Here is a 21,524-nt window from a genome sequence, read left to right on the forward strand (position 1 = left end):
GGCCTGAACGGCCTCGTCCTCAAACGCCGGACGGGCTGAAATGCCCCGGCCGGTGCTGAAGAGGCACCGCCTGTGCTGCGGAAGTGGCAGGGGCGGGTGGGTGGGTGCAGAAGTGGCGGGGAAAAGGGCGGGCTGAGCGCGGTTGTCCTCGAACGCCGACGCGCACCCCCACTCAGCCCGTCCGGCGTTTGAGGACGAGCGCGTTCAGCGCGACAGCGGGGGTCTGGGGGCGCAGCCCCCAGGGATGGGATGGGACGGGTAGGGGCGGCGGGGGCGAGGAAAAGCTACCTACGTCGGCACGACCCCCACCGCCAGCGTAGGAGTGAACCGCACCGGCAGCTCCGCCAGCCCCCGCAGCCACGGCGACGGCCGCCGCGTCAGCGTCTCCGCCGGGACCGCCAGGTCGATGTCCGGAAGGCGGTCCAGGACGACCTCGATGCCGGTGCGGGCGATGACCTCCGCGACCTCCTGCGCCGGGAACGGGCACCGGTGCTCCCCATGCCCGAAGGAGAAGTGCGCGTTGTTGCCCCCGGTGAGAGCCGAGCCGTCCGTACGGACCTGAGGATCGGAGTTGGCGCCCTGGAGGCCGAGGAGAAGCAGATCGCCCGTACGGATGTGCCGCCCGCCGAGGCGGGTGTCACGGGACGCCCACCGACCCGGCATGGTCTGCACGGGCGCGTCCTCCCACAACACCTCGTTCATCGCCTCGGCGACACTGCTGCGCCCCCCGAACAGAGACGCCGCGAACCGCTCATCCGTGAGCATCAGCCGCAACGAGTTGCCCATCCAGCCCGCAGTCGGCTCGTTCCCCGCCACGATCATGATCATCAGGTCGTGGGCGATCTCCTCGTCCGTGAAGCCGTACGGGTTCGCGAGCAGACGCGAGACGACATCATCGGCGGGGCGAATCCTGCGGGACGCCAGCAACTGGCCCATCGCCATGACCAGATGACGCTGGCCCGCCGACCCGGCCTCCTGCCCGTCGACCATGTCGTTCGCCGCGCCGACCAGCCCCGACGCCTCCTCGTCGGTGAAGCCGAACAGCCGCGCCATGACCCGTACGGGCAACCGCATCGCGTACTCCTTGACGAGGTCCGCCTCGCCCCGGGCACAGATCGAGTCGATCAGCTCGTCCGCGAACTGCTCGGTGTACGCCCGCAGTTCGACCGGGTCAGCTCCTTCCAGCGCGCTGCCGATCATCGCGGCCCGCTCACGGTGGCGTTCACCGACCGTGTAGAGGATCGACGGCTGGCCACGGTCGATCATCGGCAGGTGCGGCCAGTCCGCGGGGATCCTCTCCCACTGGTTCCACAGCTCCGAGTCCCGGCTGAACAGCACGGGATCGCCGGTGACTTGGTGCAGCTCGCGATAGCCGAGCACCAGCCACGCCGGTACGTCCCCGTCGAGCAGCACCGGTGTCACCGGACCGTGCTCGCTCCGCATCTCCCGGTACAGCCGGCCGGGCTCGTTCCTGAACCGGGGGCCGTCGAGCGGGACATGGGCACTCACCGGGGCAACTCCTCTGGTCGTACGGGCACTTGACCATCGTACGAACGCGGGCCCGGGCGTGAGTTCTGGTAGCGGTGTTTCGCGTGTTCCACGAGGGCGATCAGTACCCCCTTGCTCGAACTCCGGGCGCGGGCATCGCAGTTGACCAGCGGTACGTCGGGATCGAGGTCGAGCGCCTCGCGGATGGCCCCCGGGGCGAAGTCGGGGCCGCCGAAGTCGTTGCGGGCCACGACGAAGGGGGTGCCGTGCTGTTCGAGGCGGTCGATGGCGTACCAGGAGTCGTCGAGGCGGCGCGTGTCGACGAGGACGACCGCGCCGAGCGCGCCCGCGAACAGCCGGTCCCAGAGGAACCAGAAGCGTTCCTGGCCCGGCGCGCCGAACAGGTACAGCACGTTGTGCGCGTCGAGCGTGATGCGCCCGAAGTCGAAGGCGACGGTCGTCGCGTTCTTGTCGCGCACCGCGCTGACGTCGTCGAGGGCCTCGCCGGCCCGCGTCATCGTCTCCTCGGTACTGAGCGGACGTATCTCGCTGACCGAACGGACGAGCGTCGTCTTGCCGGCCCCGAAGCCCCCGACGACCACGATCTTCAGCCCGTTGTCGGCGGAGGCGCGAAGGGGCGGACGTGCGTCGGGAGCAGGGGGTGGGGGTGGGGGTGCGGAGTCAGCGGTCGTGGAGCCAGGGGTCGTGGAGCCAGGGGTCGTGGAGCCAGGGGTCGTGGAGCCAGGGGTTGCGGAGCCAGAAGTTGCGGAGTCAGAGGTTTCGGAGTCCAACGAGCACCTGCTCAAGGATGTCGAGGTCGGTGACGGCTGTCCGGAGCGGATGACGGGCGCTGACACGGCCCATGGCGAGCAGGTCGGCAAGCAGGACCCGCGTGATGCCCACCGGCAGCCGCAGCATCGCGGCGACCTCCACCACCGCCATGGGACGCTCGGTGAGCCGCAGGATCGCCGCGTGCTCCGACTGCATCCCGGGCGCCGGGTCGCACTCGGCGACGACCAGCGTCACCAGGTCGAACGGACTGTCGGACGCGGAGCGGCTGCGCCCTCCGGTGAGGGTGTAGAGGCGGTCCGGAGAATCGTCTCTCCCCGGGCGGTTGCCCTGTCCCGCTGTTCGGTTCATGCCGTACGGGGCTGAGCTGTCCGGAGCTGGTTCGTTCCGGGCTGGTTCGTTCGGGGCTGGGCGCGCAGGTGGTCCCCGAGCTGCTCGACGAGTTCGCTCATGTTGTGGCCGACGAGCCCGGCGTCCGCGTCCTCGGCGGTGACCACGGCGAGGTGCGCGCCCTGACCCGCCTCGACGATGAACAGCACCCCTCCGTAGAACTCCGTCATCGCCGTACGCACCCCTCCGCTGCCGTCCCCGAACTCCACGGACGCGCCGTGCGACAGCGACTGGATCCCGGCGGCGATCGCGGCGAGCTGGTCCGCCTGGTCGACGGACAGCTCCGGCGTACGGCACAGCTTCAGGCCGTCCCGGGACAGCACGAGCGCGTGCCGGGCACCCGGGGTGCGCTCCAGCAGGCCCTCGATGAGCCAGGACAGCTTCTCGTCGGCGGTCGTCGGGCCGAGGCCAGTGCCGGTGCCGGTCATCAGGTGAGGTCGCCTTCCGGGTGGGAGCTGGGGGAGATGGGACGTGAGGGTGCGGCTTCCGTCGGGGGTGCGGGTGTGTTCGTGAGGGTGGTGGCGGAGGGGGATGTCGAGGTCGAAGTCGATGTTGAAGTCGATGTCGAAGTCGACGTGGGTTCGGGGGTCTGTTCCGGGTTCGTGCTGCCCTGGAGGGCCGCCTGGTCCGGCAGGGCGCCTCGCACGGCCTGCCGGAAACTCCCGAAACGTGCCACCCGCGCGCGCGTGTCCTCGGGATCGGGGTCGGGCGCGAGCGGGACGGACCACCTCGACTCGTCGGCCCGTGCCGCTCCCCGGGCGCGCTCGGCCTCGGCGAGGGTACGGCCCCGGCGCCGCTTCGGCAGCACGGCGGGGGGTTCCTCCGAGGTGGTGCTCTCCGGGTGCTCCGGTGCGTGATGGCCGGGGGACTCGTGGGTGGGTACGGGGTCCGGGTCCAGGTCACTGACGGCGGCGCGGGCGGCGGCGTACGACTGGTCCGCGCGGGACTGGTCCGCGTACGGCTCGTCTCCGTACGGCTGGTCGCCTCCGTACGAGGGGTCGGTCCCGTACGAGGCGTCGGCCCCGTACGACGGATCCGTCCCGTACGACTGGTCCTCGCGCGGCTGCTCCACGTACGGCTCCGGCGTGGAGGGGCTGTCCGCGTACGCCGCCTCCGTGTACGACCCCTCCGTGTACGACCCCTCCGCGTAGGACGTCTCCGCGTAGGAGCCCTCCGCGTACGACGTCTCCGGGTACGGCCATTCCGGGTGGGCCTCTTCGGCGTACGACACGCGACGCTGTTCCTCCTGCTGCTGCCGCTCCTCCTCCTGCTCCTTGGAACGTGCCTCCCAGGGTTCGCCGGGCGTGGGCACCGGGGCCGCGGGAGTCTCCGGTACCGGCTGTGCCGCGCGCGTGGGCGGTGTCGGCATCGGCAGCGGCTCGGCGGTCACCGCGCCCCCGGCCAGGATGTCCTGCGGGATGAGCACCAGGACGCCGGTGCCGCCGCGTGCCGAGGGGCGGAAGGAGACCTTGAGGCCGTACTTGCGGGCCAGTCGGCCGACGACGGAGAGGCCGAGGCGGGTCCCGGTGAGGCCGCCGAGGCCGATGGCGTCGGCGTTCCTGCCCTTCCGCCCGTTGCCATTGCCGCGCTGCCCGCCGTCCCCGCGTGTCCCCGGTTCGGCTTGGTCCCCGGGCTCCCCGGTCTCGCCGGAGACGGCCCGTTCGGCGCGGCGCAGCTGTACCTCGCTCATGACCAGGCCGCTGTCCTCGACGGACACGATGACCCCGGAGGGGACCTCCTCCACGTACACGTGGACCTCGGCGGTCGGCGGCGAGAAGTTCGCGGCGTTGTCGAGGAGTTCGGCGAGCGCGTGCATGACACCCTCGGCGGCGTGTCCGGCGACGGCGGCGGAGCTGGCGGAGTGCACGCGCACGCGCTGGTACCCGCTGATGCGGCCCATGGCGCCGCGCAGGATCGACTCCATGACGATCGGGCGGGCCCAGCGGCGGCCCGAGCGGGCGCCCGAGAGGACGGCGATCGAGTCGGCGAGCCGACCCGCCTGGGCGGTGCGGTGGTCGAGGTGGAGGAGGTCGGCGACGACGTCGTCGTCCGAGTGACGGTCCTCCATGGCGCGCAGGTCGGCGAGGGTGCCGGTGGCCAGCGCCTGCATACGGCCGGCCGCGTTGGCGGTGGCCGCGAGGATCGCCGCGCGCTCCTGGTGGGCCCGGCGCAGCTCCTCGGTCAGCCGGGCGTTGTCCTCGGTGAGCAGGGTGATCTCGTACGCCTTCTCCTGCTGGAGGCGGGTGAGCTCCTGGGTGGAGGCCTCGGTGAGGCGGGCGCGTTCGCGGGCGAGATCGGCGGACACGCGCGAGCGTTCCCGTTCCAGGTCGGCGGTGAGGCCGGCCCGTACGTGGTTCAGCTCCTCGGTGAGGCGGGACCGGTCGTGCAGCAGGCGGCCGGCGTCGTCGATGACGCCCGCGAGCTGTTCGCGCAGCAGCCGGGTGGAGTGGATGCCGCGGGCGGCCACGGCGACGGCCGCGCACAGCAGCAGCGCCGCGCAGGCCCCGCCCAGGGCGAGCGGGACGCGCACCTCGTCCGGCGCCCGGGCGACCGCGCCGGCCACCGCGAGCGCGGCGAGTGCGGCGGTGAGCAGCGGGGCGGGCAGGAGGGCGCGGTAGGCGGGGCGTTCGCCGGACTGTCGGGGCGCGGTCATCAAGCGGTCCTAGGTCGGTTCGTTCCTGGGTGCCTGTGTGATCTGTGCAATCTGTGTGATCTGCGTGATCGATTTGTGAGCGAGGAGTGACTGATGGTGTTCAACTCGCCGTCACTATAGGGGAGTTAGTGATCGAATTTGCGGTGTTCCGGTTTGGTTCCCACAAACTGTGCACGTTTCCCTGGCCGTCGGGACGGTCACTGTCAGTGGTGGGATGCATGCTGGGGGCATGACGGATCTTCGGCCGCTGGAGGCGGAACTGCGCGGGGCCGTCCGGGGCGAGGTCGGTTTCGACACCACGTCCCGGGCGCTGGTCACCATGGACGCGTCGAACTACCGGCGCGTCCCGCTGGGCGTGGTCGCCCCGCGTGACGCGGACGACGTGGCGGCGGCGCTGGCCGTCTGCCGGGCGCACGGCGTGCCGGTCGTGGCGCGCGGCGGGGGCACGTCGATCGCGGGCCAGGCGACAGGAACAGGGGTGGTGCTGGACTTCACCCGGCACATGAACCAACTCCTCTCCCTCAACCACGAGGAACACACGGCGGTGGTTCAGCCGGGCCTGGTCCTCGACCGCCTCCAGGAGGCCGCCGCCCCACACGGGCTGCGTTTCGGCCCCGACCCGTCGACCCACGGCCGCTGCACGCTCGGCGGCATGATCGGCAACAACTCCTGCGGCGCGCACTCGGTCGCCTGGGGCACGACCGCGGACAGCGTGCGCGAGCTGACGGTGATCCGCGCGCGGGGCGACCGGCTCCGCCTGGGCCGGGACTGGGCGGGTGCCCCGGAGGGCCTGCGGCAGCTGGCGGAGGGCGAGTTGGCCCGCTTGCGCACGGGCTTCCCGGACCTCCCGCGCCGCATCTCCGGGTACGCGCTGGACGCGCTGCTCCCCGAGAAGGGCGCGGACGTCGCCCGCTCGTTCTGCGGCTCGGAGGGCACCCTGGGCATCGTCACGGAAGCGGTCGTACGCCTGGTGGAGGCCCCGCGCGCGCGTGCGCTGGCCGTGCTGGCGTACGCCGACGAGAGCGCGGCGGCGGAAGCGGCGGCGGGCCTGCTGCCGTACGGCCCCCTGACGGTCGAGGGCATGGCCGCCGACCTGGTCCGCACCGCCACGGACCTCCCCCGGGGCGGCGCCTGGCTGTTCGTGGAGACGGGCGGCGCGGATCCGGCGGAGGCACGCGCGCGTGCGGAGGCGATCGTGCGCGCGGCGGACGTCACGGACGCCCTGGTGATGTCCGACCCGGCGGGCCAACGCGCCCTGTGGCGCATCCGCGAGGACGCGAGCGGCACGGCGACACGCATGCCGGACGGCACGGAGGCCTGGCCCGGCTGGGAGGACTGCGCGGTACCACCACCCCGACTGGGCGCGTATCTACGGGACTTCAGGAGCCTCCTCCGGGCCCACAACCTCCGAGGCACGCCGTACGGCCACTTCGGCGACGGCTGCATCCACGTACGCATCGACTTCGACCTGCTGACGCCCGGCGGGGTGGCGCGCTTCCGCCACTTCTCGGAGGAGCTGGCGGACCTGGTGGTGGCACACGGAGGCTCCCTCTCGGGCGAACACGGCGACGGCCAGGCCCGCGCGGAACTCCTCCCGAAGATGTACGCCCCCGAGGTGATCGCCCTCTTCGAGCGCACGAAGGCCCTCTGGGACCCGGACGACCTCCTGAACCCCGGCATGCTGGTCCGCCCGGCCCGCCTGGACGAGAACCTCCGCTTCGCGGTCCTCCCCCGGAAGCCGGTGGACGTGGCCTTCGGCTATCCGGCGGACGGCGGGAACTTCGCTGCGGCGGTGAGCAGATGCGTAGGGGTAGCCAAGTGCCGTACACCGGCAGGGAGTTCAGGTAGCGCAGGCGGCTCGGACGTGATGTGCCCGTCCTTCCGGGTGACGGGCGAGGAGGCGCACTCCACGCGCGGGCGGGCGCGGCTGCTGCACGAGATGCTCGCGGGCGAGGTGATCACGGACGGCTGGCGGTCGGAGGAGGTCCGCGACGCACTGGACCTGTGCCTCTCCTGCAAGGGCTGCCGCTCGGACTGCCCGGTCGAGGTCGACATGGCCACGTACAAGGCGGAGTTCCTCCACCACCACTGGTCCGGCCGACTGCGCCCGGCGGCGCACTACACGATGGGCTGGCTGCCGGTCTGGCTGGGGGCGGTCGCGCGTACGCGCACGGCGCGGCTGGTCAACTCCCTTGCTGGGGTGGGGTTGTTGGCGGCACTGGCGAAGCGGCTGGGGGGAATCGCGCCCGAGCGGGAGATTCCGGAGGTGGCGGGGGAGCCGTTCAGCAGGTGGTGGCGGAGGGAGGGGGCTGCGCGGTACGGCGAGCGGGGCCCGGGAGGCGTCGTCCTCTGGCCCGACACGTTCACGGAGCACTTGACGCCGTCGGTGGGGCGTGCGGCGGTACGGGTACTGGAGTCGGCGGGCCTGGGGGTGAACCTGCCGCCGACTGGAGGGCCCCGGGTCTGCTGCGGCCTGACGTACGTCTCGACGGGCCAACTGGACCGGGCCCGCAAGGTATTGCGCCGCACGCTGGATGTGATGGAACCGGTCCTGGACACGGGCACCTCAGTGGTCGTGTTGGAACCGAGCTGCGCGGCGGCCCTCCGCACGGACCTGCCGGAACTGCTGCCGGACGACCCCCGAGCACGACGCCTCGCGGACACGGTCCGCACTTTCGCGGAGACTTTGGAACACCACGCCCCCGACTGGACCCCGCCGCGCGTGAACCGCCCGGCAACGGGCCAGACCCACTGCCATCAGCACGCGGTCCTGGGCGACGAGCCGGACCGCCGCCTGCGCGAGGCCGCGGGCCTGACAGGCGAACTGTCGGGCGGCTGCTGCGGGTTGGCGGGTAACTTCGGTTTCGAGAAAGGCCACTTCGAGGTGTCGGTGGCCTGCGCGGAGGAACAACTGCTGCCGGCGGTGCGGGAGGCGACCTCTGACACGGTGATCCTGGCGGACGGCTTCTCGTGCCGGACGCAGCTTCAGCAGTTGGCGGGAGTACGGGGACGGCATCTGGCGGAGGTGCTGGCCGAGGGACTGGAGGGGGACGAAGCATGAGCAGCACCGAACTGAAGCGGGTGGCTGTCCTCTCCGACATCCACGGGGTGCTCCCAGCCCTGGAAGCGGTGCTCGCCGAGCCGGAGGTGACCGCCGCGGAGCGCATCGTGCTCACGGGGGACATCACAGCGGGGCCTCAACCCGCCGAGGTTCTCGCCCTTCTCCAAGGGCAGGGCGACCGGGTGTTGTGGATCGCCGGGAACGCGGACCGGGAGCTGGTCGAGTACCGACGAGGGAAGCGGATGTCGATCCCGGACCCGATCGCCCCGTTCGCCGCCGACCGGCTCACGGACGAACAGGTCGAGTTCCTCGCAGCCCTGCCCACGTCCCTCACGCTCCCCGTCCGAGGACTCGGCGACGTCCTCTTCTGCCATGCCACTCCCCGCGACGACGAGGAGGTCGTCCTGGTCGACTCCCGCCTCGACCGCTGGACGGAGGTCTTCGCAGACGTTCCCGAGACGGTCCGCACGGTGGTCTGCGGCCACACCCACATGCCGTACATCCGCCTGGCTCACGGCCGCCTCGTCGTGAACCCCGGCAGCATCGGTATGCCGTACGGCCGCCCGGGCGCCCACTGGTGCCTGCTCGGCCCCGGCACCGACCTGCGCGTGACGCGGTACGACATCCCGGCCGCGATCACCCGCCTCGTCGCGGAGTGCGCGTACCCGGAGATCGCCGACTGGGCCGACCACTTCCTACACGCCCGGGCGACGGACGCGGAGGCGCTGGAGGCGTTCGGGCGGCGTGACGGGAGAGAAACGGCGCTGCGCGTCGAAGCGGCTGAAGCCTGAGCGGGAGGTGAGGTGAGGTGAGGTGAAGGGAGGGGCCCGGACACTCGCGGCTCCCTCCCTTCACCTCACCTCTCGCCCGGTTCAGTTCAGCCGGTTCAAACGCTGCCCCCGGCTCTCGGCCACCCGAAGCGCGTCGCGCAGAGCCTCCGTCAACCGCTCGGCGAGGAAGCGGAGTTCGCCGCGTGGGGTGCCCGGGAGCAGCTCGCGGGCGTGGGCGAGGAGTTCGGCGCCCATACCGAGCTGGACGGACTCCGTCGCGTCGGCCAGACGGGACACGGGCCCGCCGTGCTCGTCGGTGATCAGGTAGCAGGGCTTGCCCTCCTGCCCGGTCCAGGGCAACAGGCGGGGCCCGTACGGCGACTCGGGTTCCACCTCCATCAGGCGACCTCCATCCCGTGGATCCAGTACGGGCCGGGCATGTCCAGCCCGAGGGTGGCCATCGCCGACTCCCGTCGCCGCAGCCGTTGTTCATGAGCGGTGAGGTACGGACGTACGGACCTGGTGGCGGTGCCGTCGAGCGGGGCGTTGGCGTCCGGGCCGTAGGGGCTGCGGTGGGTGGGGAGGGTGGCTCGGGCTGGGGGTGGAGTGGTGGGGGTGAGGAGGGTGGGCGGGGGTGTGGGGCGGTGCGTGCCGCGTGGGGTGAGCAGGAGGCCCACCCAAGTGATGAGGCGGTCGATAAGGTCGGTCACTGTCATCAGCTCCTGTCGGGAAATGCTGGTGGCCATGCCCCGGGGCGGCCGGAATCCGTTGCCGGGGTCTTTCGCGCTCACTTTACCCATGGAGTACTAGGCGTACTAGGTGTATCACGGCTCGCACTAGTGTCCTCAGCATGCGCATGGTGGTGTAGTGATGCAGTTCGCTCCCGATATCCCCCGCTGGCGCCAGGTCGCCGAAGTCCTTCGTAAGCGCATCGAGGACGGGACCTATCCGCCGCGAAGCCGTGTTCCGTCCGTCATTCAGATCACCGCAGAGTTCGGCATCGCGGGCGCAACGGCACAGAAAGTGCTCCAAGGGCTGCGCCGGGAGGGGCTGACCTATACCGAACCCGGCCTGGGCTCGTTCGTCGCCCATCAGCCCGCCGCGCCCTCGGAGCAGCCGTCCGCCCACTGATCGGCAACCCTGGGTCGACGGGCTCAGAGGCGCCCGAGCGCAGCCCGGGGCGCGTCGGTTGCACGCAGGTTCGTATGCTCTTCCTGGTCCATTACTCTGGACGGTAAAGTGCATCGCGTTGTACGGAGATCGCGCGTTAATCCTGGGAAGGCCCTGTGAAGATGCCCAGTGCTGAGCGTCTGCCCTCGTGGGCCGCCGTGGTCGGGCCGGTTGTGTCCGGCTCGGCTCTGCCTTCCGCTAATCTGCCTGCTCTCGTCGAGCCGGCCCCCGGGGGCTCTCGGGGGCGGCATCGAGGGGCGCGCAAGGGGTGGGGGACCCTCGGGGCCGTCGGGCTCGTGTTGTCCGGGGGGATATCCGTGCAGTTCGGTGGGGCGCTCGCCGTGACCCTGCTGCCCCGGGCAGGGGCCTTTGGCATCGTGACGCTACGGCTGGTCGCCGCCGCCCTGATCATGATGCTGGTCTGCCGGCCCAAGGTACGCGGGTACTCGCGCGGCGACTGGGGAGTGGTCCTGCTCTTCGGGCTCACCATGGCCGCCATGAACGGGCTGTTCTACCAGGCCATCGGCCGGATTCCGCTCGGGCCCGCCGTCACCCTGGAGGTGCTCGGGCCGCTGGTGCTGTCCGTCGTCGCCTCCCGGCGTGCGCTCAATCTCGCCTGGGCCGGGCTTGCCCTCGCCGGTGTGTTCCTGCTCGGCGGAGGCGGCTTCGACACCCTCGATCCCGTAGGGGTCGCCTTCGCCCTCGGCGCCGGTGCCATGTGGGCGGCGTACATCATCCTCAGTTCCCGTACGGGACGACGGTTCCCGCAGGCCGACGGGCTCGCGCTCGCCATGGTCGTCGCCGCGGTGGCGTTTCTGCCCCTGGGCATCGTCGAGTCGGGCGGGAAGCTGCTCGACCCGACCACCGTGGCGCTGGGTGCGGGCGTGGGCGTGCTGTCGTCCGTGTTGCCGTACACCCTCGAACTCCTCGCCCTGCGGCGCCTGCCTTCCTCCACCTTCGCGGTCCTGATGAGCCTGGAGCCCGCCGTGGCCGCGCTCGCCGGTTTCCTGATCCTGCACCAGACCCTCTCCGCCCCCGAGTCCCTCGCCATCTCCCTCGTCATCGTGGCGAGCATGGGGGCCGTACGGACGCAGGTGGGGCGGAAGAACGCCCCGGTCGGGGTTGTTGACGGGGACGCTCTGCCGCCGCAAGTTCCCAAGCAGCCGCTGGAGTTGGAGGCTTAGGCCTACGCCTGAGGGGGCGTCGCGCCGTCCTACGCCTCGATGTCCAGTGCCGTTCCGTACAGCCGGTGAGTCTGCAAGCGGATCACCAGTCTGCGCTCAGCCACCTGCTCCTCCAGAAACGCCTGCTCGTCCTCCGGCTTGGCCGCCGCCGGGATCATCGCCAGCAGTTCCCGCCCGATCGCGTCGCCCGGGACCGTCGTGACCTCGGACGCCTCCGCCTCGCCCTCCGCGACAGCGAACGACCACACATCGCCGCCCGGCACATGCAGCGCCGCACGCGGGTCGCGTCGCAGGTGTTTGACCTTGACGCGGTCCGCCGTGGTGGAGAAGCGGACGGTTCGGGTGTCGGGGTCCCAGCTGTAGACCATGGTCGTCAGGTGGGGATGACCACTGCGTTTGTTGGTGGCCAGGGTGCCGAACTGCTGCTTGGTGAGGAGGTCGGAGAGTGCCTCGTCGGACAGGGTGCGGGGTGCGGGGCGTTGGGTCATGAAGGGGGTAACTGACCATGATGTGCCTCGCATTCCACGGCGCCTCGCCCGCCGTAGCGTGGTCGTCGTCCCCTCGACCACTGCCTGGGCGCTGGGAGCCTGAAGCAAAGTGCCACAGTGTGGCGTTTGCTCTATTGGAGTAAACGCTCGATCTCGGCACACTTGGTGAGGTGGCTGTCGATGACCACCTCGACCGCTCCTGACGCCCCCGAAGAGCCCGTCACCCTGCGGGAACGCAAGAAGCTGCGCACGCGCCAGGCGCTGGCCGACACAGCCGTCACGCTCTTCGGCGAACGTGGATTCGACAGCACTCCGTTGGACGCGCTGCTCGATCAGGTGGAGGTGTCCCGGCGGACCTTCTTCCGCAACTTCCGCTCCAAGGAGGACGTTGCGTTCACGGCTGCCAAGCAGCTCTGGGCCGTCTACCTGGAGGTCCTGGACGACGGCGGTACAGAGAAGTCCGGGCCGCTGGTCGACATCCTGCTCCGCGCCATGCTGACCACACTGGAGCGCATGGACGAGGACTGGTACCGCCGCTTCCCGCTCACACTCCGGCTGGTCGCCGACTCACCGGCACTCGACGGGTACGCGCTGCGCCACTGCGCCGAGGTCCAGTCCGAGATCGCCCGCCGGTTCGACGGCCAGAACCACCTCGAACTACGGCTCGTCATCGAGTTCTTCGTGGCCACCTGGCGCTGCACCCTGGACGAATGGCTCCCCGACTGCACCCCGGGCGAACTCCCCGAACTCCTGCGCCTGTCCTGCTCGTCCATGAACTCGGCCCTCGCCCTGGAGGCGTGGGCCGGTTGTCAGTGCCGTCCTCTAGGTTGACGCCGTCCTCACAAGGAGGGCATGGAGGAGAGGGGCGCGCGATGGGTGCGAGCGGCTGGGACTACGTCACTTCGTTCGACGGCAGTGTCGAACGGGCGCTGGAGAACCTGCACGCGCAGGTGTTCCAGGAGGAGTACGGCAACGACGACACGTACGAGACGCTCGAAGACCTGTACGCGGACGAGGAGTTCATGGAGGAGGAGGGCACCCACTCGATCCTCGACATCGAGCGCGTCGTCCACACGGCCAAGCCCCCTTCCAAACGCAGAGCCAAGGACTACGGGACCCTGCGTCCCCTGGCACCCGACCGCACGGTCCACCACTTCGGCACCGACCGCCCGACCCCCGAGCAGTTCCAGGCGCGGCTCGCGGAGGCGTACGAGGCGATGGGCGGCCATACGCGCTCCGAGGAGACCCTGATCGACGAGTGCCGTATGCGATGGACGGGCCTGTACGTCGTCCTGTACACCGGCGACGAGCCGACCCACCTGGGTATCTTCGGCTACTCGGGCGACTGAACGGGTGGCCCGGGACCTCAGCCGGTGGCGGCCGGCTTCTCCCACACCGACACGTGCTTCGTGCTCTCGCTCGTGAACGGCTCCCGCGTCCACCCCTCCCACCGCTCGCGCAGCCGCATCCCGGCCAGTTGGGCCATCAGGTCCAGCTCGGACGGCCAGACGTACCGGAAGGGGATGGACCGATAGGATCCCCGGCCGTCCACCACCTCCACGTAGTTCGAGCTGGTGTTCTGCGTGGCGACGTCGTACACGTCGAAGGCCCAGCGCGTCGGGCTCGTGTGGTACGGCACGACGTTCTGCCCGGGCGGCAGATTCCGCAGCTTGGGCACGTTGACCTCGACGACGAAGGTCCCGCCGGGCGCCAACTGCGCCGCGACATTGCGGAAACACGCCACCTGCGCCTCCTGCGAGGTCAGGTTCATGATCGTGTTGTAGACGAGGTACGCGACGGAGAACTCCCCGTCGGTCGTCCCGGCCCGCGTCGCCGAGAAGTCCCCGTACGTCACCCCGATCGCGTCCCCGCCCGGCTTGGCCCGCATCCGCGCCACCATCGCCCGGGACATGTCGATCCCGTGCACCTCGACTCCGCGCCGCGCCAAGGGCACGGCGATGCGTCCCGTCCCGATCGCGAGTTCGAGGGCCCGCCCTTCACCGGCAGGCCCGGTCGACTCGGCCAGTCCGGCCAGGAAATCGGCCGTCGGCTCGACGGTGGCGGGGGCGAACATGGCATCGGCGGGGTCGTCGTACTTCGCGGCCACCGATTCGCCGAAGTAGCCGTCTTCGTGGTCGTCTTCGTGGTCGTCTTCGGCTCGGGCTTGGGTGGTTCCGGCGTCTGAGGAAGTCACCGGCGGACCGTACTGCGGGGGTCAGCGGCGCCGCACCTCAATTTCCCTGTGCCGGAATTTCCCTGTGCCGGACAAGGAAGTCGGTGTTGTCCGCCCACTGGTCCACGCTTCCGGTCAGCGGCAGGGCCCGCAGCTCGGGATCGGTGATCGTCCGTACGAGCGCCTGGGCGAACCGCTCCGCGTGCAGCACCTGGAACGGTCGGCTGTGGTACGCCCGCCGCGTCGGATCCACCGGCTCCGCGAGGCCCGTACGGTTCTGCAGCGCGCCCACGATCTCGTACGCGTCGCACAGGTGCCGCTCCCGGGACGCGTACTCCGCCGCCGTGACCGCTCCTTGGAGCACGGGCAACAGCCGTTCTGCCACCGGCAGTTGACCGAAGGCACTCCCCAGCCATTTCCCGTACGGCGCATACCGCCGCCCCAGCAGCAGACACAGCCGCATCAGGTCCCGCACGAGCCGGCCGGCCACCACGGCCGAGCCGAGTTCGTCACCGACCTCCGCGCAGCGCCCGACGAACGCCTCCTCCTGGGACACCCGTTGCCACTGGCAGGCCAGCAGATACCGCCACAACTCGTCCGGGTACCACGCCAGTTGCCGCCGCGCGGCCGTGAGGGTTCCGGGCCCGTCGTGGAAGACGGCACCGCCGGTCACCTCGGCGAGCTTCTGCTGGGGCAGGGCGAGCCACTCGGCGGTTGTCGGCCCCAAAGCCCCGGTGCCTACGCCTACGCCTACTACGCCTACGCCCACGCCGAGTTGAGAGCCGAGCCAGCCGTCGACATCACTCACGGAGACCCGGTGGTTCACCGGCCCGTCGGTCAACTCCATGACACCCACCGGGTCTTCCGGAGTGCCCGGCCGGAAGTGCGTCGGCCAGCCCCGTACCTGCTTGGGCAGCTGCTCGCTCAGGAGCCGGCGCAGTCCGGCCCCGTGAGCGGCGACGGCGTCCGCCGGGAGGAAGAGGTCGAGCCGTGGCCCCCACTCGTGATCCGCCGACCTCGGGCTGTCGAAACCCAGGACCTCGGACCCGGTACCGACCCGGGCGGCCGCGTACGCGAGCCCCGGGTGTTCCCGATCGAGAATCGGCCGCACGGCCTCCGTATAGAAGATCCGTGACAACTCGAGTCCGGGCAGGAACTCAGGATCAGGTGCGGTCATGCGATCACTGTGCCCCACGCGGCAGTACCCGATAGCTGTGCCCCGCACGGCAGCACCCCACTCTCATGCAAGCGCGCTTGCTTGTTTCTGGTGTCGCTGCCATGCTGCGGGCGCGGACCGCACCACGCCGCACCACGCCGCAACGCCCGGCACGCCGTCGTGCCCGAAAGGAAGCGCCCGTGTCCGACCCGTCGGCCGTGATCGATGATCTGTGCGAGGAGGGCGCCCAACTCGACCGGCTGGTCGCCGAGTTGGGCAGCGAGCAGTGGGCCCTCGACAGCCCTGCCCCCGGCTGGACCGTCGCCCACCAGATCGCGCACCTCGCCTGGACCGACCACTCCTCCGTGCTGGCCCTGACCGACCGGGCCGCCTTCAACCAGGAGGTGGAGAAGGCGCTGATCTCGCCCGGGGACTTCGTGGACAACGGCGCCGAGGAGGGGGCCCGGAAGCCGCCCGCGCAGTTGCTCGCGGACTGGCGGGCCGGGCGCGAGGCCCTCGCGGACGCCCTGCGTGCGGCACCCGACGGGGCGCGGTTCCCCTGGTACGGGCCGCCGATGTCCACCGCCTCCATGGCGACCGCCCGCCTGATGGAGACCTGGGCCCACGGCCTGGACGTGGCCGACGCCCTGGACGTGCCCCGGATCGCCCCCACCGCCCGCCTCCGGCACATCGTCCGACTCGGTGTCCGCACCCGCGACTTCGCGTTCGGCGTGCAGAGGCTGACCCCGCCGTTCGACGAGTTCCGCGTAGAACTCGTCGGACCCGCAGGGGAGTTGTGGACGTACGGCCCGGAGGACCCGAAGCAGGCGGCCGGCCAAGTCACCGGCCCCGCCCTCGACTTCTGCCTCCTCGTCACCCAACGCGCCCACCGCGCCGACCTCGACCTCCACACCGAAGGGGCCGACGCCGACCAGTGGCTCGACATCGCCCAGGCCTTCGCGGGCCCACCGGGCAACGGACGTGCACCGAAGGGGAGTACGCGGTGACCGCCCCCCTCCGGATAGGCAACGCCTCCGGCTTCTACGGCGACCGTTTCGACGCCATGCGCGAGATGCTCACCGGCGGCGAACTCGACGTCCTCACCGGCGACTACCTCGCCGAGCTGACCATGCTCATCCTCGGCCGCGACCGCCTCAAGGACCCGACGGCCGGGTACGCCCGCACGTTCCTGCGGCAGTTGGAGGAGTGCCTCGGGCTGGCGCACGAGCGCGGGGTGAAGATCGTCAGCAACGCCGGTGGACTGAATCCGGCCGGACTCGCCGGTCGCGTACGGGAGTTGGCCGGCCGGCTCGGCATCCCCGTCCGCGTCGCCCACGTCGAGGGCGACGATCTCACCGCCGCCCACCCCGGCAGCCTCGCCGCCCACGCCTACCTCGGCGGCTTCGGTATCGCCGAGTGCCTGCGGCAGGGCGCCGACGTCGTCGTCACCGGGCGCGTGACGGACGCGGCGCTGGTCACCGGGCCTGCCGCCGCCCACTTCGGCTGGGGGCCGCAGGACCACGACCAGCTCGCGGGCGCCGTCGTCGCCGGGCATGTGCTGGAGTGCGGGACCCAGGCCACCGGCGGCAACTACGCGTTCTTCACCGAGGCTCCCGGAGACCTCCGACGCCCCGGCTTCCCCCTCGCCGAGATCCACGAGGACGGCACCGCCGTCATCACCAAGCACCCCGGCACCGGTGGCCTCGTCGACGTCGGCACGGTGACCGCCCAACTCCTGTACGAGACACAGGGAGCCCGGTACGCCGGCCCCGACGTCACCGCCCGCCTCGACACCGTGCGGCTCGTCCAGGAGGGCCCCGACCGGGTACGTATCCACGGCGTACGCGGCGAAGCGCCCCCGCCCACCCTCAAGTTGGGCCTCAACCGACTCGGCGGTTTCCGCAACGAGGTCTCGTTCGTCCTGACCGGCCTCGACATCGAGGACAAGGCCGCGCTGGTCTGCGACCAGATGGAATCCGCCCTGGACACAGCCAAGTCCCGCCCCACCGAGGTCAGTTGGACCCTCGCCCGCACCGACCACCCCGACGCCCCCACCGAGGAGACCGCCAGCGCCCTGCTCCGGCTCGTCGTACGCGACCCCGAACAGGCCGCCGTCGGACGGGCGTTGAGCGGCGCAGCCGTGGAACTCGCCCTCGCCAGCTACCCCGGCTTCCATGTCCTGACCCCACCCGGCAAGGGCTCCCCGTACGGCGTCTTCGAGGCCGCTCATGTCCCGCAGGACGAGGTCGACCACGTGGCCGTCCTGGCCGACGGCCGCCGGATCCCCGTACCCCCGCCGCAGGACACCCTCGTACTGCGCGAACGCGAACTACCGGAACCGCTCCTGCCCACCTCCCTGCCTCCCGGCCCGACCCGCCGCGCCCCCCTCGGCCTGCTCGCCGGCGCCCGCAGCGGCGACAAGGGCGGCAACGCCAACGTCGGTGTCTGGGCCCGCACGGACGAAGCATGGGCCTGGCTCGCCCACACCCTCACCACCACCCTCTTCCGCGAACTGCTCCCGGAGACAGCCGACTTGACCGTCGTACGACACCCCCTCCCGCACCTCCGCGCCCTCAACTTCACCGTCGAGGGCATCCTCGGTGAGGGCGTCGCCGCGCAGCACCGCTTCGATCCGCAGGCCAAGGCGCTCGGCGAATGGCTGCGCTCCCGGCACACAGACATACCGGAGGCCCTCCTGTGACGGTCCTGAACTCGGCGCTCGACCTGGCCACTTCCGACCACACCTCGCACCGCGAGTCCATGCTCGCCAAGCTCGCCGACCTGGACGCCGAGCACGCGAAGGCGGTGGCCGGGGGCGGGCCCAAGTACGTCGAACGGCACCGCAAGCGCGGCAAGTTGCTCGCCCGCGAACGCATCGAGCTGCTCCTCGACCCCGACACCCCCTTCCTGGAGCTGTCGCCCCTCGCGGCCTGGGGGAGCGAGTACGCGGTCGGTGCCTCCCTCGTCACCGGTATCGGGGTCGTCGAGGGCGTGGAGTGCCTGATCACGGCCAACGACCCGACCGTGCGCGGCGGTGCCAGCAACCCCTGGAGCCTGAAGAAGGCCCTGCGCGCCAACGACATCGCGCTCGCCAACCGGCTGCCGTGCATCAGCCTCGTCGAATCCGGCGGCGCGGATCTCCCGTCCCAGAAGGAGATCTTCATCCCCGGCGGGGCCGTCTTCCGCGACCTCACGCGGCTCTCCGCCGCCGGAATCCCCACGGTCGCGGTCGTGTTCGGCAACTCCACCGCCGGAGGCGCGTACATCCCCGGCATGTCCGATCACGTGATCATGGTCAAGGAGCGCGCCAAGGTGTTCCTCGGCGGGCCGCCCCTCGTCAAGATGGCCACCGGCGAGGAGAGCGACGACGAGTCGCTCGGCGGCGCCGAGATGCACGCGCGCGTGTCGGGCCTCGCGGACTACTTCGCCCTCGACGAGCACGACGCCCTGCGCCAGGCCCGCCGCGTCGTGGCCCGCCTCAACCACCGCAAGGCGTACGCCGATCCGGCCCCGGCGGAGCCTCCGAAGTACGACCCGGACGAGCTGCTGGGGATCGTCCCGGGGGACCTCCGGACCCCCTTCGACCCCCGCGAGGTCATCGCCCGTATCGTCGACGCCTCCGACTTCGACGAGTTCAAGCCCCTGTACGGGACCAGCCTCGTCACCGGCTGGGCGGCGCTGCACGGCTACCCGGTCGGCATCCTCGCCAACGCGCAAGGCGTCCTCTTCAGCGAGGAGTCCCAAAAGGCGGCCCAGTTCATCCAGTTGGCCAACCAGTGCGACATCCCGCTCCTCTTCCTCCACAACACCACCGGCTACATGGTCGGCAAGGAGTACGAGCAGGGCGGCATCATCAAGCACGGCGCGATGATGATCAACGCGGTCAGCAACAGCCGAGTCCCCCACCTTTCGGTCCTCATGGGGGCCTCGTACGGCGCCGGCCACTACGGCATGTGCGGGCGTGCCTACGACCCCCGCTTCCTCTTCGCCTGGCCCAGCGCCAAGTCGGCGGTGATGGGCCCGCAGCAACTGGCGGGCGTGCTCTCGATCGTGGCCCGGCAGTCCGCGACGGCGAAGGGCCAGCCGTACGACGAGGACGCGGACGCCGAGTTGCGCGCGATGGTGGAACAGCAGATCGAGTCGGAGTCGCTCCCCATGTTCCTCTCCGGGCGGCTGTACGACGACGGCGTCATCGACCCGCGCGACACCCGCACCGTCCTAGGCCTGTGCCTGTCCGCCATCCACACGGCGCCCTTCGAGGGTGCGCGCGGTGGCTTCGGCGTCTTCCGGATGTGAGGCAAACAGTGATTTCGACAGTCCTCGTGGCCAACCGCGGCGAGATCGCCTGCCGTGTCTTCCGCACCTGCCGTGAGCTGGGCATCCGCACGGTCGCCGTGCACTCCGACGCCGACGAGAACGCCCTCCACGCGCGCGTGGCCGACGCGGCGGTACGGCTGCCGGGTGCGGCCCCCGCGGACACGTATCTGCGCGGCGACCTGATCGTGCAGGCGGCGCTGGCGGCGGGCGCGGACGCCGTGCACCCCGGATACGGCTTCCTGTCCGAGAACGCGGGCTTCGCACAGGCCGTACTCGACGCGGGGCTCGTCTGGATCGGCCCGCCGCCGGCCGCGATCGAGGCTATGGCGTCCAAGACGCGCGCCAAGCAGCTGATGGGGCTGAAGCCGCTGACGGACGTCACGGAGACCGACCTGCCGGTGCTGGTGAAGGCGGCGGCGGGAGGCGGTGGCCGAGGCATGCGCGTGGTACGCGAACTGGCGGACCTCCCAAGGGAGTTGGAGGCGGCCAGAGCCGAAGCCCAGAGCGCCTTCGGCGACGGCGAGGTCTTCGTGGAGCCGTACGTCGAAGGCGGCCGGCACATCGAGGTCCAGATCCTGGCCGACACCCACGGCACGGTGTGGGCGCTCGGCACCCGCGACTGCTCCCTCCAACGCCGCCACCAGAAGGTCATCGAGGAGTCCCCGGCACCGGGCATCCCGCAGGAACTCACGCACGAACTCCACGAGTTGGCGGTACGAGCGGCCAGAGCCGTCGACTACACGGGCGCGGGCACGGTCGAGTTCCTGGTGGAGGAAGGGACCGGCAAGGCCCACTTCCTGGAGATGAACACCCGCCTCCAGGTCGAACACCCGGTCACGGAGGCGGTGTTCGGCATCGACCTCGTGGCCCTCCAGATATGCGTCGCGGAAGGCATCCCCCTCGCCGCCGACCCTCCCCACGCGCGCGGCCACGCGATCGAGGCCCGCCTGTATGCCGAGAACCCGGCGGCGGACTGGACCCCGCAGACCGGCACCCTGCACCGCCTGGCCGTACAGGCGGAAGGCGTACGCCTCGACACCGGCTACGCCGACGGCGACACGATCCCCGTCCACTACGACCCGATGCTCGCCAAGGCCGTCGTACACGCCCCCACGCGCGCGGAGGCCATCCGCAAGCTGGCGGGCGCCCTGGAACGGACGACGATCCATGGCCCGATCACCAACCGCGACCTCCTGGTCCGCTCCCTCCGCCACACCGAGTTCACGACGGCCACCATGAACACGGCCTTCTACGACCGACACTTGCCCCACCTGACCGAACAGACCCCGGACCCCCACGCCCCCTTGGCAGCAGCCCTCTCCGACGCCCATGGCCGCTCCCGCTTCGGCGGCTGGCGCAACGTACCCGCCCAACCGCAGCGGAAGCGGTACGCGACGCCGGACGGCAAGGAACACGAGGTGACCTACCACCACACCCGAGAGGGCCTGACGGCGGAGGGGGTACGGGTAGTCCACGCCGACGCGAGCCTGGTCGTCCTGGAAGTGGCAGGCGTAAGAAGGAAGTTCGAGGTCACGAGGTACGCAGACCAGATCGACGTCAACATCACAACCCTCACCCCCCTACCCCGCTTCCCCGACCCAACCCCCCAACACGCCCCCGGCTCCCTACTGGCCCCGATGCCAGGAACGGTGGTGAGAGTGGCGGAGGGCCTGACCACAGGGACGCCGGTAAAGGCCGGAGACCCCCTCCTCTGGCTGGAGGCAATGAAGATGGAACACAAGATCACAGCCCCAACAACGGGCACGCTCACAGCACTTCACGTAGTCGAAGGGCAACAGGTAGAGGTCGGCACGCTGCTAGCGGTGGTCTCCTAGCGGGCGCCGGCGAAGCCGCGCCCGCTAGGGGCGCGGGGCTGTGTCTGATC

At 70.9% G+C, this 21,524-nt stretch carries 20 protein-coding genes; 10 read left to right on the forward strand and 10 right to left on the reverse strand.

Annotated features, from left to right (window positions below; translation table 11 throughout):
* Window positions 1-288 precede the first annotated feature (288 nt).
* From LUX31_RS25700 to LUX31_RS25720, 5 genes are all read right to left on the reverse strand, one after another.
* Window positions 289-1,509: a cytochrome P450 gene (locus tag LUX31_RS25700; protein ID WP_235477395.1), complete on the reverse strand. Its 1,221-nt coding sequence runs from the start codon at window positions 1,507-1,509 to the stop codon at window positions 289-291.
* The gene (locus LUX31_RS25705; RefSeq protein WP_443046072.1) at window positions 1,506-2,093 is read right to left on the reverse strand and encodes a GTP-binding protein; all 588 of its coding nucleotides are present in this window, start codon (window positions 2,091-2,093) and stop codon (window positions 1,506-1,508) included. Before LUX31_RS25705 ends, LUX31_RS25700 begins: the two co-directional genes overlap by 4 nt.
* A gap of 166 nt (window positions 2,094-2,259) precedes the next feature.
* A complete protein-coding gene (locus LUX31_RS25710) occupies window positions 2,260-2,628 on the reverse strand; it encodes a DUF742 domain-containing protein (protein ID WP_235477397.1) in 369 nt (122 codons plus the stop codon).
* Window positions 2,625-3,095 (reverse strand): roadblock/LC7 domain-containing protein, encoded by a 471-nt coding sequence (locus tag LUX31_RS25715; RefSeq protein WP_235477398.1) that lies wholly within the window; start codon window positions 3,093-3,095, stop codon window positions 2,625-2,627. Before LUX31_RS25715 ends, LUX31_RS25710 begins: the two co-directional genes overlap by 4 nt.
* Window positions 3,095-5,320 (reverse strand): ATP-binding protein, encoded by a 2,226-nt coding sequence (locus tag LUX31_RS25720; protein ID WP_235477403.1) that lies wholly within the window; start codon window positions 5,318-5,320, stop codon window positions 3,095-3,097. The genes LUX31_RS25715 and LUX31_RS25720 overlap by 1 nt, the downstream gene beginning before the upstream one ends.
* Before the next feature lie 229 nt (window positions 5,321-5,549).
* Here LUX31_RS25720 and LUX31_RS25725 point away from each other — a divergent pair, with 229 nt between their 5' ends.
* Together LUX31_RS25725 and LUX31_RS25730 are read left to right on the forward strand one after the other, a co-directional pair.
* Entirely contained in the window at window positions 5,550-8,381 is a 2,832-nt protein-coding gene (locus LUX31_RS25725) for an FAD-binding and (Fe-S)-binding domain-containing protein (RefSeq protein WP_235477404.1), read from the forward strand.
* Entirely contained in the window at window positions 8,378-9,172 is a 795-nt protein-coding gene (locus LUX31_RS25730) for a metallophosphoesterase family protein (RefSeq protein WP_235477405.1), read from the forward strand. Before LUX31_RS25725 ends, LUX31_RS25730 begins: the two co-directional genes overlap by 4 nt.
* 81 nt (window positions 9,173-9,253) lie before the next feature.
* On the opposite strand, the gene LUX31_RS25735 is transcribed toward LUX31_RS25730, so the two are convergent.
* A complete protein-coding gene (locus LUX31_RS25735; protein WP_235477406.1) occupies window positions 9,254-9,550 on the reverse strand; it encodes a hypothetical protein in 297 nt (98 codons plus the stop codon).
* Complete coding sequence (locus LUX31_RS25740) at window positions 9,550-9,861, reverse strand: hypothetical protein (RefSeq protein ID WP_235480047.1); 312 nt, start codon at window positions 9,859-9,861, stop codon at window positions 9,550-9,552. Before LUX31_RS25740 ends, LUX31_RS25735 begins: the two co-directional genes overlap by 1 nt.
* A gap of 160 nt (window positions 9,862-10,021) precedes the next feature.
* On the opposite strand from LUX31_RS25740, the gene LUX31_RS25745 reads away from it, so the two are divergent.
* Window positions 10,022-10,282, forward strand: coding sequence for a GntR family transcriptional regulator (locus LUX31_RS25745; RefSeq protein WP_235477407.1), 261 nt, complete (start codon window positions 10,022-10,024; stop codon window positions 10,280-10,282).
* 161 nt (window positions 10,283-10,443) lie between these two features.
* Window positions 10,444-11,505, forward strand: coding sequence for an EamA family transporter (locus tag LUX31_RS25750; protein WP_235477408.1), 1,062 nt, complete (start codon window positions 10,444-10,446; stop codon window positions 11,503-11,505).
* Window positions 11,506-11,534: 29 nt separating this feature from the next.
* Here LUX31_RS25750 and LUX31_RS25755 read toward each other — a convergent pair whose 3' ends face one another.
* Complete coding sequence (locus LUX31_RS25755) at window positions 11,535-11,993, reverse strand: TIGR03618 family F420-dependent PPOX class oxidoreductase (RefSeq protein ID WP_235477409.1); 459 nt, start codon at window positions 11,991-11,993, stop codon at window positions 11,535-11,537.
* Between the two features lie 180 nt (window positions 11,994-12,173).
* On the opposite strand from LUX31_RS25755, the gene LUX31_RS25760 reads away from it, so the two are divergent.
* Entirely contained in the window at window positions 12,174-12,824 is a 651-nt protein-coding gene (locus LUX31_RS25760; protein ID WP_235477410.1) for a TetR/AcrR family transcriptional regulator, read from the forward strand.
* 41 nt (window positions 12,825-12,865) lie between these two features.
* Entirely contained in the window at window positions 12,866-13,342 is a 477-nt protein-coding gene (locus LUX31_RS25765) for a hypothetical protein (RefSeq protein WP_235477411.1), read from the forward strand.
* 17 nt (window positions 13,343-13,359) lie between these two features.
* Here the strand turns inward: LUX31_RS25765 and LUX31_RS25770 are convergent, their stop codons facing one another.
* Together LUX31_RS25770 and LUX31_RS25775 are read right to left on the reverse strand one after the other, a co-directional pair.
* A complete protein-coding gene (locus LUX31_RS25770) occupies window positions 13,360-14,187 on the reverse strand; it encodes a class I SAM-dependent DNA methyltransferase (RefSeq protein WP_443046003.1) in 828 nt (275 codons plus the stop codon).
* 37 nt (window positions 14,188-14,224) lie between these two features.
* Window positions 14,225-15,343: a DUF4037 domain-containing protein gene (locus tag LUX31_RS25775; protein WP_235477412.1), complete on the reverse strand. Its 1,119-nt coding sequence runs from the start codon at window positions 15,341-15,343 to the stop codon at window positions 14,225-14,227.
* 179 nt (window positions 15,344-15,522) lie between these two features.
* On the opposite strand from LUX31_RS25775, the gene LUX31_RS25780 reads away from it, so the two are divergent.
* The 4 genes from LUX31_RS25780 to LUX31_RS25795 are packed head-to-tail and all read left to right on the forward strand — an operon-like array spanning window position 15,523 to window position 21,474.
* The gene (locus tag LUX31_RS25780; RefSeq protein WP_235477413.1) at window positions 15,523-16,329 is read left to right on the forward strand and encodes a TIGR03084 family metal-binding protein; all 807 of its coding nucleotides are present in this window, start codon (window positions 15,523-15,525) and stop codon (window positions 16,327-16,329) included.
* Window positions 16,326-18,023: an acyclic terpene utilization AtuA family protein gene (locus LUX31_RS25785; RefSeq protein ID WP_268828203.1), complete on the forward strand. Its 1,698-nt coding sequence runs from the start codon at window positions 16,326-16,328 to the stop codon at window positions 18,021-18,023. The genes LUX31_RS25780 and LUX31_RS25785 overlap by 4 nt, the downstream gene beginning before the upstream one ends.
* Window positions 18,020-19,618: an acyl-CoA carboxylase subunit beta gene (locus tag LUX31_RS25790; protein ID WP_235477415.1), complete on the forward strand. Its 1,599-nt coding sequence runs from the start codon at window positions 18,020-18,022 to the stop codon at window positions 19,616-19,618. Before LUX31_RS25785 ends, LUX31_RS25790 begins: the two co-directional genes overlap by 4 nt.
* Window positions 19,619-19,626: 8 nt before the next feature.
* A complete protein-coding gene (locus LUX31_RS25795) occupies window positions 19,627-21,474 on the forward strand; it encodes an acetyl/propionyl/methylcrotonyl-CoA carboxylase subunit alpha (RefSeq protein ID WP_235477417.1) in 1,848 nt (615 codons plus the stop codon).
* Window positions 21,475-21,524 lie beyond the last annotated feature (50 nt).

The sequence above is a fragment of the Streptomyces sp. GQFP genome (assembly GCF_021545335.1).
Taxonomy (GTDB): domain Bacteria; phylum Actinomycetota; class Actinomycetes; order Streptomycetales; family Streptomycetaceae; genus Streptomyces.